The sequence below is a fragment of the Rhodococcus sp. C26F genome (assembly GCF_053345925.1).
In genome coordinates, this window is sequence record NZ_JBKFBA010000064.1 from 1 (window position 1) to 17,456 (window position 17,456).

Sequence of the window (17,456 nt, forward strand, 5' to 3'; positions counted from 1 at the left end):
TCGAGCAGACCCGCGTTCGCAGACCCCGCCTCACCCAGTTCACGCAGGTCCAGGAACCCCAACAGACCGAGCCGGTGCGTCACCGACACCACCACCATGTGGCCTGCGGCGGCGAGGACGTCTCCGTGGAAGGCCGTTTCGCTTCCCGACCCGAACGAGTAGCCACCGCCGTGAAACCAGACGAGCACCGGCAACCCGGTATCCCGCTTACCGGACGGCGCCCAGATGTTCACTCGCAGGCAGTCCTCTCCGATTGCGCCGCCCTCGAGTGGCGATCCGCCGCGAGGAGACAGCAGCGTCAGCAAGGGGCCCAGGTTTCCGGTGGCACTCAACCTCAGATCCGGCTGCGGAGCAGCCGGACCGAAGGTCACCGCGTCCCGGATACCCTCCCAGTGCGGTGCCGGCTGCGGGGCACGGAACCGGTTGGCACCCGAGGTGTCCGCACCGTACGGCACACCGAGAAAACTCACCACACCGGCGTTGTCGATACCACGCAGCTCCCCCTGCTCGACTGTCGCATGAACGTAAGGCATTGCCTGCACTCCTTTTTCGTAAGGTGATGCGGAATTCGAACCATGCGCATGGCCAGGCCCACGGCCAATCGGCCGTGTCCCGGTTGCGGCGGATCGACCATCGGGGCGCACAAAGCGACCGGATGACCGATCACGCGGGTGCGTCGGCCCGCTCGTTGCCGGACTGCGAGCTCTTCAGGAAGCGCTGTCGTTCGATCCGTCGCTCGGCCTGCCGTTGAGGATCCGGCACGGGGGCAGCCAGCAGAAGGCGTCGGGTGTACGGATGCTCCGGCCGGGCGGTCACCTCGTCGCCGTCACCCCATTCGACGATCTCACCTCGGTACATCACGGCGACGCGATGCGACAGGTGCCGAACAACAGACAAATCGTGGGACACGAACAGGTAGGCCACTCCGGTGGCCTCCTGAACTTCCTTCAACAGGGTCAGCACGCGAGCCTGTGTCGAGAGATCCAGCGCGGACACCGGCTCGTCGCACACGATCAACCTCGGCTCGAGGGCGAGCGCGCGCGCAATGGCGATGCGCTGCCGCTGGCCACCGGAGAACTCGCGTGGCAGCCGAGCGCCGGCGTCTCGCGGCAGGTGCACGTGGTCGAGCAACTCCTGGACGCGACGGGCGGCATTCTCCTTCGGCACATCTCGTGCAGCGAGGGGTTCGGTGAGAATCTGGCTGATCGTCATCGCGGGATTCAGCGAGGTATACGGGTCCTGGAAGATGACCTGGATGTCACTGGAGAGTGACCGGCGCTCTCGGCGGGTGAGACGGCTGATGTCGCGCCCGTTGTAGCGAATCTTCCCTCCGGTGACGGGTGCCAGACCGAGGACGGCTCGACCCAGAGTTGTCTTGCCCGAGCCGGACTCCCCGACCAGGCCGACGCACTCGCCGGGAAGGATGTCGAGTGAAACCCCATGCAGGGCGCGAAACGGCTTCTGGCCGAAGCCTCGGCCCGGATATTCGACGACGAGGTCCTCGACGCTGAGCAGGCGGTCGGTCATGATGTTGCTCCCTGGGGGACGGGGGTCGAGGTCGCCAGCCGCCCGCGCGGTTCGCTATCCTCGAGAACTGCATCGAAGAGCATCCGGGTGTACTCGTGCCGGGGGTTCGCGAAGACCGACCGCACCGGACCGGTCTCCACGATGCGTCCATTGCGCATCACTGAGACGCGATCACAGAGATCGGCGACGACGCCGAAATTGTGGGTGACCAGGAGCACGCCCATGTGGAACTCGCTCTGCAGATCTCGCAGAAGGTCGAGCACATCGGCCTGCACCGTCACGTCGAGGGCGGTGGTGGGCTCGTCGGCGATCAGCAGGTCCGGCTGCATCGACACGGCGCCCGCGATGAGCACGCGCTGGGCCATGCCACCGGAGATCTCGTGGGGGTAGCTCGAGCAGATGCGCTCCGGATCCGGAATACCCACTCGGGTCAATAGTTCCAGCGCCCGCTCCCTCGCCTGGGGCTTGCTCATCTTCGATGCGACCCGCATCGGCTCGATCAGTTGGTGACCGATCGTGAAGGAGGGATCGAGGCTGCTCATCGGCTCCTGCGGGATGTAGGCGATCTTCCGCCCCCGCATCCGGATCATCTCCTTCTCCGAGAGCGCCGCGAGATCGCTACCCTCGAACTCGATCGTCCCCCCCACGATCCGTCCCCCGGCGGGGAGCAGACGCAGGATCGAGAACGCGGTCTGAGTCTTTCCGGAACCGGACTCACCGATCAGACCGTGAACCTCACCGCGTCGGATGCTCAGCGACACGGACTCGACAACGGTCCGAAGCGAACCGTCGGGCTTGTCGTATCCGACCGACAGCCCCTCGACGGACAGCAGCTCCTCTACCCTTGCCATTTCCTCGTCGTCGTGCACGATCACTGGTTCAGAGTCGATCGCAACCGGTGCCTGTGCGCGCCGACCGCGCCGCTTCCTGGGTTCGCCGCCGGCGCTCTCGAGTTCGTCGCGGAGCGCGTTGCCGAGCAGCGCCAGCGCGATACAGGTGAGACCGATGGCCAGGCTGGGCCACACCAGCTGGAGCGGGGAGGTGTACATGCTGGAGAACGCAACCTGCAACATACCTCCCCAGGTGGGCTGGCTCGGATCCCCCAGGCCGAGGAAGTCCAGACCCGCCTGGATCGCAATCGCGATACCAGTGACGTTGGCCGCCAGGATGATTGCCGGAGCCCGCACCACGGTCAGGATGTGTTTCGCAATGATCCGGCCGTCGGAGAGCCCGGCGACCCGGGCGGCATCCACATAGAGCTCTTGTCTCACAGCAGAAACCGCACCCTGCACGACACGGTAGAAGGCAGGGAAGAGCAACACTCCGAAGATCGCCATCGCGGTGAACATCGACGGGCCGAGCACCGAACGCGCTGCGAGCAGAACGACGATGCCGGGCAATGCCATCAACAGGCTCGCCACCCAGGTGACCACACTCTCGAACCACCTGCCGTAGTAGCCGCAGACCAGTCCGGCCGTGATGCCGATCACCGAGGCGACCGCGACTGCGACCAGGGCTCCGGCCAGGCTGAGACGCGACGCGTAGAGCAGGCGCGACCACACGTCATGGCCGGAGCCGTCAGCCCCCAGCCAGTGCTCACCACTCGGAGGAGCGAAGATGTCGGTCGCTGAGGCGGTGTTCGGGTCGTGGGTGACCAGAAAGGGAGCAAACACCGCTGCCAGGACCACCAGAGCCAGGAAGGCCATGGCCACGGCTCCGGTGGGGTTTCGTACGAGCCTGCCGAACAGGGAGACCCGCGCCGCTTCCTCCAACTGGTGAGGTGTCAGCGAACTGTCGGAGGGAATCTGGGTCGTCATGCGAGGCGCACCTTCGGGTTCAGCCAACCGAGCATCAGGTCGACGAGGAGATTGAGGACTACGACCATGGCGCCGATGACGATCACCAGACCCATCACCACCGGCACGTCACCTTGGCTGGTCGCGCTGACGGCGATCTGCCCCAGCCCGGGAATCGCGAAGATCTGCTCGACGATCACGGCGCCGCCGATCAACCCGACGAACTGGAGGCCGAGCACCGACAGTCCGGGTCCGGCGGCATTGCGCAGCACATGCTCGTACACCACCCGTGATTCCGGCAACCCGCGACTGCGGAGGACACGGACCCAGTCCCGCCGCTGAGCGTCGAGGATGGAGCCGCGGATCTGCTGGGCGACACCGGCGATACCGCCGGCGGCCAACGCGATCACCGGGAGGGTGATGGACGTGAGCCAACCCGACGGCGAGTCGGCGAACTGCGTGTATCCCGTCGGTGCGAACCAGCCGAGTTCGAGTGCGAACACGTACACCAGTCCGATCGCCACCAGAAACCCGGGAATCGCGAATCCGAGAACGGACACGACCTGGACCAGCCGGTCGCCCCAGCCGCCGTATCGGGCCGCCAGCACACCGAGCAGGACCGAAACGAACGCGGTGATCACGGTTGCGCCGACGACCAGCGACAGGGTGACAGGCAGTCGGGTGGAGATGACCTCGGTGACAGGCAGGCTGTTGAACCACGACGATCCGAAGTCACCGGTGACGGCGTGCGAAAGCCAGTGCCAGAACTGGGTGACGAGAGGTTGGTCGAGGCCGAGCGACTGCTCTTTGGCCGCGATGTCGTCCGCCGTTGCCTGCGGTCCCAGGATCCGCCGGGCGATGCTGCCCCCTGTCGCGTACAACAGTAGGAAGGTAACGACGGAGATGGCCGCGACCAGGACAATGCCCGCCGCGATTCGTCGCATTACGAAGTGGAGCATCAGAGTTCCTCCGGAACGGGTGAGCAGAGCGCCGGTCGGGTTGCCCACCTACGGTGCTGCAGGTCAAGCCTTGGGCTTGATGTTGTAGAGGTAAGGAGCGGCGTTGTCGCTCTGCAGGGTGATGTCGGTGTTCTGCGATACGCCATAGAGTCGGTCCACTCGGTAGAACGGGGTGAACCAGGCCTGCTCGACCACGAACTGGTTGAGTTCCTTCGCCGCGGCAGCGGCTTCCTCGTCGGATCCGCTCTGGATGATGTCGAGCAGACCGTCGATCTTCGGGTCTCCGACGCGGAACGGGTTCCACGCGGCATCGGGTGCGATCTCCAGGTTCGCGGTCTGCCACGCCGTCGGATCCTGAATGAGTGACATCCGGCTCGCCGCAAACTTTCCCGACGTCAGTTCGGCGATCAAGTTGTTCAACGGAACCGTCACATAGTCGACGGTGACACCGATGTCGGCGAGATACTGCTTGAGCAGGTCGAACTGCGAGGCAGCTCCGAGTTCCTGCACCAGGGGAATCGAAAGGGTGAACCCGTTTGCGAAGCCGGCCTCGGTGAGCAGTTGCTTGGCCTTGGCGGGATCGTAGGAGTACGCCGTGTCGAGTTCCGGAACATACGCCGGGTTGTTCTTCCCGAAGATCTGCCCCGTCACGGTGCCGTATCCCTGTACCGCCTGAAGCAGCGCGTCACGGTCGATGGCGTGGTTGATCGCCTGGCGCACCCGGACGTCACCCAACGCCGGGTTCAGGGCGCCGTTCCGGTCGAACAGGATGAGGCCGGTCCAGTCGTTCTGCTCCCGCTTGACCTCGTAGCCGGCAGCCTCGACCTGGCCCACACTGTCCGCGTCGATCAGGGCACCGTCGATCTGCCCTCCCTGCATGGCGTTGACCGCCGCCTGGACCGCGTACACGTTGATGTTCACACTCTCGTAGTGCTGGTCGTCCTGAGCCCAGTACCCCGGATTCTTGGTGAACACGTACTTCGAGCCCGCGACGGTCGCCTTGGTATCCAGGACGTACGGGCCGGAACCGACCGGGTTGGTCTTCTCGTCTGCGGCGCCGAAAGCCTTCGGGCTCGACATCAGGCCGGCGTTCTGCGCGAGGTAGTACAGCAGCGACGGGTTGGGCTCGGTCAGGGTGATCTGCAACGTCGTGGGATCGATGCCGCGTGCATCCGCAACGGTGTCCAGGTAGGACCGGTTGGGCGACGCACCGTCCCGGAAGCGCAGCAGATTCTGGGCCGCGACGTCGGCATCGAACTTGGTGCCGTCGGTGAAGGTGACGTCATCGCGCAACGTCATGGTCAGAACGGTCTTGCTGGGGTCGTACTCCCAGCTGGTGGCCAGCCACGGGACGATCTGGGCGTCGGGCGTCTCACGTACCAGCGTGTCGTAAACCGCTTGGAGGTACGGCGCTTCGTTTCCCCAGTTCGCGTTGTTCGCGGCGAACGTCGACGGCGCCAGCAGCGCACCCAGTGTCAGGGCATCGTCGCTTCGGCTTCCGCCGCCACCGCAGGCGCTCAATGCCAGCGTCAACGCCATTGCGGCCGCGCCTGCGGCCGCGGTGAACCTCTTCTTGGATCGCAACGCCTGGTTCCTCTCAGAGATAGGAAGAAGTCATGTGGTGCACCCGCTACGGGCACCCGAGGGTGAGATGCCCCACACGGTAACCTAAAAACCTACCGAGTACTAGGTCTGGATTAGGCTCGGTTTCGCGGCTACGCTCTGGCACATGACGATCAACACCAGAGGACCGCGTGGGGCGTATTCAAAAACCGCTACGCGGCGCCAGGAGATCCTGACCGCCGCGGTCGAGGTGTTCTCGTCGGCCGGCTTTCACAAGGGCTCGCTGCGCGACGTCGCCGAGCGCGTGGGCCTCACCCAGACTGGCGTGCTGCACCATTTCCCCAGCAAGAACCATCTGCTCGAGGCCGTGCTCGAGTGGCGCGACACCGAGTCCGGCGCATGGCTGCGTGAGGACGCTCCGGCATTGGACAACGTCCGGGCCCTGGTTGCGCTGGTGGAACGCAACCAGCGGGAGACGCCCGAAATGGCGGAACTGTATGCAGTGCTCGCAGCAGAAGCGAGTTCCCCGGATCATCCGGTGCACGAATACTTCCGGCGTCGGTACGCATGGGTGCTCTCGAATGTCACCGGCTACTTCGAACGTCTCGCCGAATCAGGAGAGCTGCGTCCGGATGTGTTGCCCACCAACGCAGCCCGCTCGACGGTCGCGATGATCGACGGACTTCAGGTGCAGTGGCTCTACGACCGCGACGCCGTCGACATGGGCGCCGAACTTCGCCAGCACATTCGGTCCTTGCTGACCGTCGATCTCTAGACCTGACCTACGTAACGAATCACTTACTCTCTCACCCATTCTCCCATACAGCACCTCACTTACGCGTCGGCTGAACCCATGGCCGCTCGCGCGTTGCCGCGCACGCGCATCCGAGACGACACTTCCCTCGAACGACACCGAACCTGGAGAAGCCATGACCGATCCCATCTGCCCGCCAGGCACCCCATATGCGGAGGCCGTCGAATCGGTACGTAGCGGTGAACAGGACCTCGGCCAGTCGGTCGACGGGTTGATCCGCCGGATGACCGACGAGCAACTCCTGTGGCTGCTCGACGGAGACACCCCGGTCCTCCGGGACATGGCCGAGATGATGAAGCGATTCCGCCAAGTACCGTACGAGGCCGGACGGATCGATGATCTGGGTATTCCCGGTATGCGCTTCACCGACGGCCCGCGCGGTGTCGCCCTCCAACGCTCGACGTGCTTTCCGGTAGCCGTCGCGAGAGGTGCGAGCTTCGATGTGGAACTCGAGCGGGCCATCGGCGATGCGATCGGACGTGAGGCGCGGGCGCACGGCGCGAACCTGTTCGGCGGAATTTGCGTGAACCTGGCCCCGATCCCGGGGTGGGGACGCTCGCAGGAATCCTACGGCGAGGACCCCCTGGTGCTGGGTGCCATGGGTTCCGCGCTGGTCGAGGGCACCAAACCGTGGGTCCTGTCCACCGTCAAACACTTCGCGCTCAACTCCATGGAAGAGGCACGTTTCCTCGTCGACGTGCACGTCGACGAGCGGACGCTACGTGAGGTGTACCTGCCACACTTCCGGATGGTCGTCGACGCGGGAGTCGACTCCGTTATGACTGCCTACAACTCCGTCAACGGCGAGTGGGCCGGCGAGAACCGACACCTGCTGACCGAAGTGCTCCGAGAAGACTGGGGGTTCACCGGATTCGTGCACACCGACTGGATCTGGGGTCTGCGCAATCCCGTCGAGTCCGTACATGCGGGACAAGACCTGGAAATGCCCTTCCGCCAGCAGCGTGCCGGCTCGCTACCGGCAGCGCTGCGCGACGGCCGGCTCACCCGCACCGACCTCGAGCGCACCGCCGCCCGACTGCTGACAGCGCAGATCCGGCTGGCCCTCCGCGCGCTGCCGACCCCGTCCCTCGAGGTCGTCGCGTCGCCGACACACCGGGAACTCGCCCGGGATGCGGCCCGCAAGGGCACCGTGCTGCTGCGCAACGAGAAGGTGGCCGGGGCCCCGCTACTCCCGCTCTGCGAGCCGACCCTCGGCCGCATCGCCGTCGTCGGTCGACTCGCCGACTCCCCGAACCTCGGCGACCAGGGATCGTCCGCGGTCAACCCGCCGTCGACCTCCACTGTGCTGGACGGCCTCCGGGAACGGCTCGGGGATCGCGTGATCCACGTCGGGTCCGAGGACGTCGAGACCGCCGTCGCGGCGGCTCGGGACGCAGACGTCGCGGTGGCCGTCGTCGGGTTCACCAAGGCGGACGAAGGCGAGTCCCTCGCCGCCCTTGACGCCGACGCGCTGCAACTACTGGGCGGCCACCTCAAATATCGCCCACTCGCCGTGCTCCGCAGTGTGAAGGCGGCGATCACCGCCAAGCTCCGGAGCAGCACCAAGCGTGGCGGCGACCGCCACGACCTGCACCTCACCGACGGCGACGTCCGGCTCATCCGCGCCGTCGCGGCAGCCAATCCCCGGACCGTCGTCGTCGTCATCGGCGGCGGCACCGTGATGCTCGATCCCTGGGACGCCGAAGTGTCCGCAGTGTTGATGGCCTGGTACCCGGGAATGGAGGGCGGCCGAGCGCTTGCCGACATCCTCCTGGGCGACGCCGAGCCGGGAGGCCGGCTTCCCGTCGTGGTGCCCCGCCGCCGCGAGGACCTACCAGTCGTCGACTGGCACGCCCGCAGGGTGACCTACCCGCGTTGGTGGGGGCAGCGCAAGCTGGACCGTGAGGGAAACGAGGCCGCATACCCGTTCGGGTTCGGCCTCGGGTACACCACATTCGAGTTGAACGACTTGTCAGCCGGACCCGTTGACGGTGAACACTTCTCGGCCACGGTCACGCTGACGAACACCGGCGCACGACCCGGTCGTCACATCGTCCAGATCTACGCCACGGTTCCGGCGCGCGGTGATGGCGGTGTCCGCGAGCTCGTCGGCTTCCTCCCGGTCACGGCGGATCCGGGCGAACAAGTACAGACCGTGATCGACTGCTCGATCCGCCCACTGCAACGCTGGACCGGGGTCGGATTCGAGATGCCCGAAGGCGAGATCCGGCTCGAAGCTGCAGCCTGGTCCGGCGATCCGGCCGCGGTCACCGCGCACCTGTCGGGCGTCGGCGACCGAGTCACACACCTGGTTCCCAGCCGCGACCCGGCGGGAGGACGACCGTGACCGTCCTGCGTGAGGCGACCGCGGAGGCGTTCGCCCTGGCCGAGGGACCGCTGTGGGATGCACCGCGACGGCGTCTGCTCTGGGTCGACATCCTCGGCGGCGCGGTGCTGGAGGGCGTGATCGACGAGAACTGTATCGAGGTCACCGAGCGCCATGAGTTCGGTGAGATGGTAGGCGCGGTGGCGGTTGCCGATGACGGCGCGTTGCTGGTTGCGGCCACCGAGACACTGGTGCTCGTGGGCCCTGACGGGTCCCGGACGGACGGACCCCGCCTGGTCCCGGCCCATCAGCGACGGCGACTGAACGACGCCCGCACCGACCCTGCCGGGCGACTTGTCGTCGGCACCCTGTCCCTCGACGGCCCCTCGGAGAGCGAAGAACTCGTTCGCCTCGAGAGCAACGGTCGCGTCACCACGCTGGACGGCGACCTCAGCTTGTCCAACGGGCTCGCCTGGTCCGCCGACGGACGACGCATGTACAGCGTGGACACCTACCGGCGTGCGGTGTACGTCCGGGACTACGATCCCGGCACCGGCGAGACGGGCGAGCGGCGGGTTCACGTTCGCATCGAGGACGGCTTCCCCGACGGCATCGCGTTGGACGCCGAGGAACACTTGTGGGTCGCGGTATGGGGACGGGGTGAGGTGCGCCGTTTCGACTCCGGCGGACTACTCGTCGACCTCGTCACGCTTCCTGCACCGCACGTCTCCAGCGTCGCCTTCGCGGGCGACGATCTCCACACTCTCGTCGTCACCACGGCCACCTCCGAACTGACCGGCGACCAACTCCGCGCCAATCCGCTGTCCGGACGCCTGTTCGTCGGCCATTCGCGGGTGCCCGGCCTGCCCGCACCCACCTGGTCCGGTTCCATCGCATTCTGACAGTTGTCAATAAACGAATCCTGGGAGTACACAATGCACCTCATGCGTATCGGCGAATTCGGTGCCGAGAAGCCCGTCGCCCGAGTCGACGACAACACGTACGTGGACCTGTCCGACGTCGTCGGCGCCTTCGACGAGAAGTTCTTCGGCGAAGGCGGCGTGGATCGCATCCGTCCCGTCGTCGCCGAACGCATCGGCGCGGGCCAGGTGTCCCGCTTCGCGGGAGAGCGAATCGGCGCCCCGATCGCGCGTCCACACCAAATCCTGTGCATCGGACTGAACTTCCGCGACCATGCCGCCGAAACTGGACAGGCGGTTCCGGACGAGCCGATCCTGTTCACCAAGTCACCCAACACCCTTGTGGGACCGAACGACGACGTCCGGATCCCGCGCGGCTCCACCAAACCGGACTGGGAGGTGGAACTCGGCATCGTGATCGGCCGCCGTACCAGCTACCTCGACTCCGTCGAGGAGGCCCGGGACGCGATCGCCGGATACTGCGTCGTCAACGACGTGAGCGAGCGGGCGTTCCAGATGGAGCGCGGCGGCCAGTGGCTCAAGGGCAAGTCCGCCGAGACGTTCAACCCGACGGGCCCGTGGCTGGTCACTCCCGACGAGGTCGACGACGTTCTGGCACTGGACATGTGGCTCGACGTAAGCGGCGTGCGCCGTCAGACCGGAAACACGAAGACGATGATCTTCGATCCGTACTTCATCGTCCACTACCTGAGCCAGTTCCTCGTCCTCGAGCCCGGAGACCTCATCAACACCGGAACCCCACCCGGCGTCGGGATGGGTCTTCGACCGCAGGTGTGGCTGCAGCCCGGCGACGTCATGGAGCTAGGTATCGACGGACTGGGAACACAGCGGCAGAACGTGCTGGCACCACTGTGACCGTCGACACCATGCGCGCCTTCGTGTTGGCTGGGCCGAAAAATGGTTCGGTCCAGGAAGTTCCGGTACCCCGCGCCGAACCGGGTGAGGTTGTCGTCGATGTCGAGCGCGTCGGGATCTGTGGAACGGATGTGGAGTTCTTCACCGGAGACATGGCCTATCTGCACCAGGGCCACGCAACGTACCCGATGCGGCTCGGTCACGAGTGGGCCGGAACCGTCTCCGATGTCGGCGCCGGTGTCGACCCGACCTGGATCGGACGGCGCGTCACCGGAGACACGATGCTCGGCGACCAGACCTGCCGAACCTGCCGACGTGGACACCAACATGTGTGCGAGAACCGTCAGGAGATCGGTATCCGGGGTGACCGGCCGGGGGCCCTCGCCGAGCAGCTCGCCGTACCCGCGTGGGCGCTGCATGTGCTGCCCAACAACGTGGATCCCGTCATGGGCGCTCTGGTCGAGCCCGGTGGCAACTCCCTCCGAGCTGCGCAGGCCGCCGACGTCGGCGACGGCGACCGGGCGCTCGTGCTCGGACCTGGCACGATCGGGCTGCTGACCGCGATGTTTCTCCGCGACGCCGGCGCCGAGGTGCACCTGATGGGGCGGTCGGAGAGGTCGCTGACCGTTGCGAGAAGTATGGGCTTCGAGAAGGTGTGGAATGAGGACACCCTGCCCGCACTACCCTTCGATGCCGTCATCGACGCATCCAATGCGGTCTCCCTTCCCGCCCGCGCGGTGGAACTCGTGGAGCCGGCAGGCCGGGTCGTGTACGTCGGACTGGCTGGCAGCCCCAGCACCATCGATACACGAGCGCTCGCACTGAAGGACGTCACCGCTGTCGGAGTCCTTTCGGCGTCGCCCGGCCTCGCCGACACCATCGCCGCATACGCCAGCGGAGCAGTCGATCCTCGCCCTCTAGTTGCCGCGACCGTAGGCCTCGAAGAGGTAGCCGCGGTGCTCGCTGGGGAACCGGTGGCGGGGGCGACGATTGGCCCGAAGATTCACATCGACCCCAGGAGGTCCTGAGAAATGACCGACTTCGACGGTCTCGTCGCCCTCGTCACCGGTGGAGCGAGCGGTATCGGTGCCGCCACGGCACGGTTGCTGACGCAGCGCGGCGCCCGCGTCGCCGTCCTCGACCGCAGCACCGCCGGCGTCCCCGACGATGTGCTGGCGCTCGAGTGCGACATCACCGCTCCCGATCAGGTGGACCGCGCCGTGTCGACGGTCGTCGAGCGACTCGGCTGTCTCGACATCGTGGTGAACAACGCCGGCATCGGGGCCGTCGGCGACGTGGCGGCCAACGACGACAGCGAGTGGGCGAGAGTTCTTGACGTCAATGTCACGGGGACGGCGCGGGTGACGCGGGCGGCCCTCCCCCACCTGCGCCGATCCGACAATGCTGCCGTGGTGAACATGTGCTCTGCGGTTGCGTTCGTCGGGGTCCGCCAGCGCGCGCTCTACAGCGCCAGCAAGGGTGCCGTGCTCGCGCTCACCACGGCCATGGCCGCCGACCATGCCGCAGAGGGCATCCGGGTCAACGCGGTGGCCCCCGGAACCGCTGACACCCCCTGGGTCCGTCGACTTCTCGACGCCGCCGACGACCCCGACACCGCGGCCGCCGCCCTTCGCGCCCGTCAGCCTATCGGCCGACTCGTCACAGCTGACGAAGTCGCCTGGGCGGTTGCGTCCCTCGCCTCGCCCGCCGCCGTGTCCACCACCGGGACGGTTGTCCGAGTCGACGGCGGCATGACAACGCTGCGCGTGTAGATCTGCCCGACAAGATGTTTCAACCGTTTCAGGAGCACCCATGACGTCATCGACCACGCCGACCACGACCGGCACACTGCGGAGCTCGCAGTGGTACGGCGGCGATGATCGCAATGCCTACATTCATCGGGCGTGGATGCGTCGCGGTGTGCCGCGCAACGCGTTCGACCGGCCGCAGATCGCCATCGCGAACACCGCATCGGATCTGACTCCGTGCAACTCCCACCTCACCGAAGTGGCCGCGTCCGTGAAGAACGGGATCTACGAGGCCGGAGGCATTCCCCTGGAGATGCCCGTCATGTCGCTGGGCGAGACCAACGTGCGCCCCACCGCCATGCTCTGGCGCAACATGGCTGCGATGGCGACGGAGGAGATGCTGCGGGCCAACCCGATCGACGGCGTCGTGTTGCTCGGTGGCTGCGACAAGACCATCCCGTCGTTGCTGATGGCCGCCGCGTCCGTCGATCTTCCCGCCGTGGTCGTGCCCGGCGGGCCGATGCTGACCGGAACATTCCGCGGTGCACCGCTTGGATGTGGCACCGACGTATGGCGACTGTCCGAGGAGGTCCGCGCGGGCACCCTCTCGCGGGAGACGTTCACCGAGTCGGAGTCGGCCATGATCCGCTCCCGTGGGCATTGCAACACGATGGGGACGGCGTCGACGATGGCCCTGGTAGCCGAAGCCCTCGGCACCGTGATTCCGGGGATCGCGGGCACACCTGCGGCGGACAGCCGTCTGCTCCAGGCAGCCCACGAGACCGGCATGCTCGCGGTGGACATGGTGGCTGCCGACCGTAGGCCGTCCACCTTCCTGACCAAGGCCTCCTTCGCCAACGCCATCGTCGCCCTGGCCGCGATCGGCGGGTCCACGAACGCCGTCGTGCACCTACTGGCCATCGCCGGGCGGCTCGGCATCGACCTGACGCTCGACGACTTCGACCGCATCGGGTCCGGTGTGCCGGTCCTGGTCGACCTGTTGCCTGCAGGCCGCTTCCTGATGGAGGACTTCCACCGTGCGGGCGGGCTGCGGGCGGTCCTGGCGGAGGTGCGCGACCTCCTTGATCCGTCGGCGCTCACGGTCACCGGCAAGCCGCTCATCGAGTACCTCGACGACGCCCCAATCTGGGATCCCGAGGTCATCCGATTGCGTCGGGAGCCCCTAGTCGAGCACGGCGGAATCGCCGTTCTCCGTGGGAACCTCGCACCGCGAGGGGCCGTGATCAAGCCCGCCGCGGGCTCGCCGCACCTGCTGCAGCACCGAGGCCGTGCGGTGGTCTTCGATTCGATCGAAGACATGCACGCACGCCTGGACGATCCCGATCTGGACGTCGATGCCGACTCGGTTCTGGTGCTGCGCGGTTGCGGTCCGAAGGGTTACCCCGGCATGCCGGAGGTGTCCAACATGCCGCTCCCCCAGAAGCTGCTCGAGCAGGGCGTGCGCGACATGGTCCGGGTCTGTGACGGACGCATGAGTGGAACCGCCTACGGGACTGTCGTGCTGCACGTCGCGCCGGAGGCCGCAGCCGGTGGCCCGCTCGCGCTGGTCCGTACCGGGGACATGATCTGTCTCGATGTCGCGGCCCGCCGAATCGACCTCGACGTCTCGGACGGCGAGCTCGCTGCCCGCACCGTGAACGAGGCGACGGTCGACGGCTTCGCCAACCCGAGCCGCGGCTGGGAACGTCTCTACGTCGATCACGTGCTGCAGGCCGACACCGGTGCCGACCTCGACTTCCTCATCGGTTCGAGCGGATCCGAGGTGAGCCGTGAGTCTCATTGACCGCCGGCGCCGCCGGGAACTCGAGGCTCGGGACGATGATCTGCTGGACACCGACAGCCGCCTACTGACGGCCCTGCAGGACGCCGTTCCGGACGGTGTCGCCGCCCGGGCGTCGGACCGGCTCGGCTTCGCACACGACGCCTCCCACTACCTGCTGGTGCCGCAGGCGGTCGTGACTCCGCGGATCCCGGATCAGGTGGCTGCACTGCTGAAGGTCAGCGCCGCCTACGGAGTCGGTCTGACCTTCCGATCCGGCGGCACCAGTTTGTCCGGGCAAGCCAGCAACGACGGGATCCTCGTCGACACGCGCCGCCATTTCCGCCAAATCGACGTGCTCGACGGGGGCGACCGCGTCCGCGTACAGCCGGGAGCGACGATCCGCGCGGTGAACACCCGCCTGGCCCGGTTCGGCCGTAAACTCGGACCGGACCCCGCCAGCGAAGTGGCATGCACCATCGGCGGCGTGGTTGCCAACAACTCGTCGGGCATGGCGTGCGGCACGGAATTCAACACCTACCGGACACTGGAATCGGCCGTACTAGTGCTTCCGTCCGGCACGGTGCTCGACACAGGCGCGCCGGACGCCGACGAGCGACTCCGTGCGCTGGAACCCGCGCTCTACGAGGGGTTGGCCCGGCTACGCGACCGAGTGCGGAACAACTCGGACTCGGTGCGCCGCATCCGCCAGCTCTACTCTGTCAAGAACACACTCGGTTACGGGGTCAACTCGTTCCTCGACCACACCCGGCCGATCGACATCCTGCTCCGGCTCGTCGTGGGAAGCGAGGGAACTCTCGCCTTCGTCGCCGAGGCGACCTTTCACACCGTGCCCTTGCATCCGCACGCGGCGACCGCCCTTCTCGTGTTCCCCGATCTCGCGGCCGCCACCGGCGCTCTGCCGGAACTGGTCGAGTCCGAGTTCGCCACGATCGAACTGCTGGACGCCACGAGTCTGCGTGTCGCGCAGTCTGATCCCAAGGCAGTGGAAGACCTACGGGCACTGCGCGTCCACAACCACACAGCATTGCTGGTGGAGCACCAGCAACCCACAGCAGAGGAACTGGCGGACCGTGTCGAGGCGTCCTCGGAAACACTGGCCGGTCTGCCGCTGACCGCACCAACCACCCTGTCGACGGATCCCCGAGCACGGCAGGCGTTGTGGCACATTCGCAAGGGCCTGTACACCGCGGTGGCGGGCGCCCGACCTTCCGGAACCACCGCGCTGCTTGAGGACATCGCCGTTCCCGTACCCCAGCTTCTTCCTGCGTGCTCGGAACTGACCCGACTGTTCGACGAGCACGGATACGCGGGCAGCGTCATCTTCGGTCACGCCAAGGATGGCAACATTCACTTCCTGCTCAACGAGGATTTCGACGCTCCCGGCAACCTCGACCGCTACCTGCGATTCACCGACGACATGGTCGATCTCGTCCTCGGCGCCGGTGGCACGCTCAAGGCCGAGCACGGCACCGGCAGGATCATGGCACCGTTCGTCCGCCGCCAGTACGGTGACGAGCTGTACGCAGTGATGCGGGAGGTGAAGCAGCTCTTCGATCCCGCGATGTTGCTCAACCCCGGTGTGCTGCTGGACGACGACGAGACCGCCCACATCAGCCACCTCAAGTCCACCCCGACCGTCGAGAAGGAAGTGGACCGGTGCGTCGAATGCGGCTACTGCGAACCAGTCTGTCCAAGTAAGGATCTCACCACGACCCCGCGCCGTCGGATCGTCCTGCGCCGGGAGATCACCCGAGCGCGCGAGGCCGGACGGACGGCGTTGCTGGCCCGCCTCGAGGAGGAGTACGAGTACGACGCGATCGACACCTGCGCCGTCGACGGCATGTGCGTCACGACCTGCCCGGTCCTCATCAACACCGGCGACCTCGTCCGCCGACTGCGCGGACAGACGCCCGCGCCCATCGCGGACCGGGTGTGGGGTTCTGCCGCCCGGCACTGGGACGGGGTGACTCGCACCCTGTCGGCCGCGCTCACGACTGCCGACGCCACTCCGGCAGCGCTGCCGGTCGGCGCGACCCGGCTGGCGCGTATCCTCCTCGGCGCCGAAACGGTCCCGCAGTACTCGCCGGAGCTGCCACCGGGAGGTGCGCGTCGGGCACACCGCACCGCACGAACGCCGCTCGCGGTGTACTTCCCCGCCTGTATCTCCACGATGTTCGGGCCAAGCGGCGGGGTGCCCGACGCACTGTCTGCGCTCTGCGAGCGAGCGGGCGTCGAGTTGCGGGTGCCCGAGGGCATCGCCTCCCTATGCTGCGGAACGCCGTGGAAGTCGAAGGGCCTGCACGACGGCTACGCGACGATGCGGTCTCGGGTCGTCCCACTGCTGCGGCAGGCGACCGACAGCGGCACACTGCCCGTAGTGGTCGACGCGTCCTCGTGCACCGAAGGCCTGCAGCATCTACTCGCCGACGAGGGTCTGCGCGTTGTCGATGCGGTCGACTTCGTCGCCGAGACCGTGCTGCCGCTGCTCCGACCCGCAGAGAAGGTACCCACGGTCGTCGTGCACCCGACCTGCTCGTCGACCCAGCTCGGGATCAATCCTGCGCTGCTGCAGTTGGCGGCGGCAGCAGCCGACGAAGTCATCATCCCCGACGACTGGGCCTGTTGCGGTTTCGCCGGTGACCGAGGGCTGCTGCATCCAGAACTCACCGCGTCAGCCACCGCGCGCGAGGCCCGGGCCGTCCGCTCCCACCCGGCCACCGAACGCCCCGGCACTGTCTTCGTCTCGGTCAATCGCACGTGCGAGCTCGGCATGACCCGCGCCACCGGCCACACGTACCGACACGTACTGGAGATCCTCGAGCAGGCGACGCGTCCGCTGACAAGGTAGCCGTGACCGAAAGGCCGGTGCCGGTTGTCTCCGTTGGGCAACCGACACCGGCACCTACGTCCAGATCAGACCGGAGGCTGGACAGCGGTGCATCGTTTGGTGTCGACGCGAACGAGTCCGAGAAGACAGATCCGGGCGACAACCGCGAGGACGGCGATCATGATACCGACCCGCCAGATATTGTCCACCTGACCGTTGACGAGGCCGACCATAACCATTGGCGACATGCCTCCGAGGATGGCAGCGCACTGGTAACCCAACGAGGCACCGGAGTA

At 66.8% G+C, this 17,456-nt stretch carries 13 protein-coding genes and 1 pseudogene; 8 read left to right on the forward strand and 6 right to left on the reverse strand.

Features of this window, described 5'->3' with window-relative positions:
- The 5 genes from ACLBYD_RS28945 to ACLBYD_RS28965 form a co-directional block, all read right to left on the reverse strand.
- A partial coding sequence (locus tag ACLBYD_RS28945; protein WP_447819139.1) for a carboxylesterase family protein occupies window positions 1-533 on the reverse strand: 533 nt, incomplete at its 3' end.
- A 130-nt stretch (window positions 534-663) separates the two neighbouring features.
- Entirely contained in the window at window positions 664-1,527 is an 864-nt protein-coding gene (locus ACLBYD_RS28950) for an ATP-binding cassette domain-containing protein (protein WP_447819140.1), read from the reverse strand.
- Window positions 1,524-3,344 (reverse strand): dipeptide/oligopeptide/nickel ABC transporter permease/ATP-binding protein, encoded by a 1,821-nt coding sequence (locus ACLBYD_RS28955; protein WP_447819141.1) that lies wholly within the window; start codon window positions 3,342-3,344, stop codon window positions 1,524-1,526. Before ACLBYD_RS28955 ends, ACLBYD_RS28950 begins: the two co-directional genes overlap by 4 nt.
- Window positions 3,341-4,282 carry an ABC transporter permease gene (locus tag ACLBYD_RS28960; protein ID WP_447819142.1) on the reverse strand — a complete coding sequence of 314 codons (942 nt, stop codon included), beginning with the start codon at window positions 4,280-4,282 and terminating at the stop codon, window positions 3,341-3,343. Before ACLBYD_RS28960 ends, ACLBYD_RS28955 begins: the two co-directional genes overlap by 4 nt.
- Window positions 4,283-4,345: 63 nt before the next feature.
- On the reverse strand, window positions 4,346-5,866 hold the full coding sequence (locus tag ACLBYD_RS28965; RefSeq protein ID WP_447819143.1) for an ABC transporter substrate-binding protein: 1,521 nt from the start codon (window positions 5,864-5,866) through the stop codon (window positions 4,346-4,348).
- A gap of 145 nt (window positions 5,867-6,011) precedes the next feature.
- On the opposite strand from ACLBYD_RS28965, the gene ACLBYD_RS28970 reads away from it, so the two are divergent.
- The 8 genes from ACLBYD_RS28970 (at window position 6,012) to ACLBYD_RS29005 (ending at window position 17,181) form a co-directional block, all read left to right on the forward strand.
- On the forward strand, window positions 6,012-6,620 hold the full coding sequence (locus ACLBYD_RS28970; RefSeq protein WP_447819144.1) for a TetR/AcrR family transcriptional regulator: 609 nt from the start codon (window positions 6,012-6,014) through the stop codon (window positions 6,618-6,620).
- A gap of 154 nt (window positions 6,621-6,774) precedes the next feature.
- A complete protein-coding gene (locus ACLBYD_RS28975) occupies window positions 6,775-9,006 on the forward strand; it encodes a glycoside hydrolase family 3 protein (protein WP_447819145.1) in 2,232 nt (743 codons plus the stop codon).
- The gene (locus ACLBYD_RS28980) at window positions 9,003-9,887 is read left to right on the forward strand and encodes an SMP-30/gluconolactonase/LRE family protein (protein WP_447819146.1); all 885 of its coding nucleotides are present in this window, start codon (window positions 9,003-9,005) and stop codon (window positions 9,885-9,887) included. The genes ACLBYD_RS28975 and ACLBYD_RS28980 overlap by 4 nt, the downstream gene beginning before the upstream one ends.
- Window positions 9,888-9,929: 42 nt before the next feature.
- Entirely contained in the window at window positions 9,930-10,781 is an 852-nt protein-coding gene (locus ACLBYD_RS28985) for a fumarylacetoacetate hydrolase family protein (protein WP_447819147.1), read from the forward strand.
- The gene (locus ACLBYD_RS28990) at window positions 10,778-11,809 is read left to right on the forward strand and encodes a zinc-dependent alcohol dehydrogenase (protein WP_447819148.1); all 1,032 of its coding nucleotides are present in this window, start codon (window positions 10,778-10,780) and stop codon (window positions 11,807-11,809) included. Before ACLBYD_RS28985 ends, ACLBYD_RS28990 begins: the two co-directional genes overlap by 4 nt.
- A 3-nt stretch (window positions 11,810-11,812) precedes the next feature.
- Complete coding sequence (locus ACLBYD_RS28995) at window positions 11,813-12,553, forward strand: SDR family NAD(P)-dependent oxidoreductase (protein ID WP_447819149.1); 741 nt, start codon at window positions 11,813-11,815, stop codon at window positions 12,551-12,553.
- Between the two features lie 40 nt (window positions 12,554-12,593).
- Complete coding sequence (locus ACLBYD_RS29000) at window positions 12,594-14,333, forward strand: IlvD/Edd family dehydratase (RefSeq protein ID WP_447819150.1); 1,740 nt, start codon at window positions 12,594-12,596, stop codon at window positions 14,331-14,333.
- Window positions 14,320-17,181, forward strand: a complete 2,862-nt coding sequence (locus ACLBYD_RS29005) for an FAD-binding and (Fe-S)-binding domain-containing protein (protein WP_447819151.1) — start codon at window positions 14,320-14,322, stop codon at window positions 17,179-17,181. Before ACLBYD_RS29000 ends, ACLBYD_RS29005 begins: the two co-directional genes overlap by 14 nt.
- Window positions 17,182-17,246: 65 nt before the next feature.
- Here the strand turns inward: ACLBYD_RS29005 and ACLBYD_RS29010 are convergent.
- Window positions 17,247-17,456: pseudogene (locus ACLBYD_RS29010) on the reverse strand (MFS transporter); the annotation flags it as partial.